Origin of the sequence: Natrialba chahannaoensis JCM 10990 (assembly GCF_000337135.1) — an archaeon.
Lineage (GTDB): Archaea > Halobacteriota > Halobacteria > Halobacteriales > Natrialbaceae > Natrialba > Natrialba chahannaoensis.
The window spans coordinates 1-227 of record NZ_AOIN01000073.1; the positions used below are offsets into that span (position 1 = coordinate 1).

General features: G+C 63.4%; 1 protein-coding gene. It reads left to right on the forward strand.

Features of this window, described 5'->3' with window-relative positions:
- Nucleotides 1–227 (forward strand): S8 family serine peptidase (locus C482_RS13660; RefSeq protein WP_006168231.1); only part of this gene is annotated, 227 nt, incomplete at both ends.

Consider the following 227-nt stretch of genomic DNA (forward strand, 5'->3'; position numbering starts at 1 on the left):
GGCAACACTATCGCCGCCGACAACTGGGACAACCCTGACCCAGCATGGCCCGACGAGTGGGTCAAACCAGACGTCTCCGCACCCGGCGATAACGTCCTGAGCGCAATGCCAGACGACGAGTACGACCACCTCGATGGCACCTCGATGGCCGCACCCCACGTCTCCGGTGTGATCGCCCTCATGCTCTCGGCCAACGACGACCTCACCCAGGAGGAAATCGAGGAGAC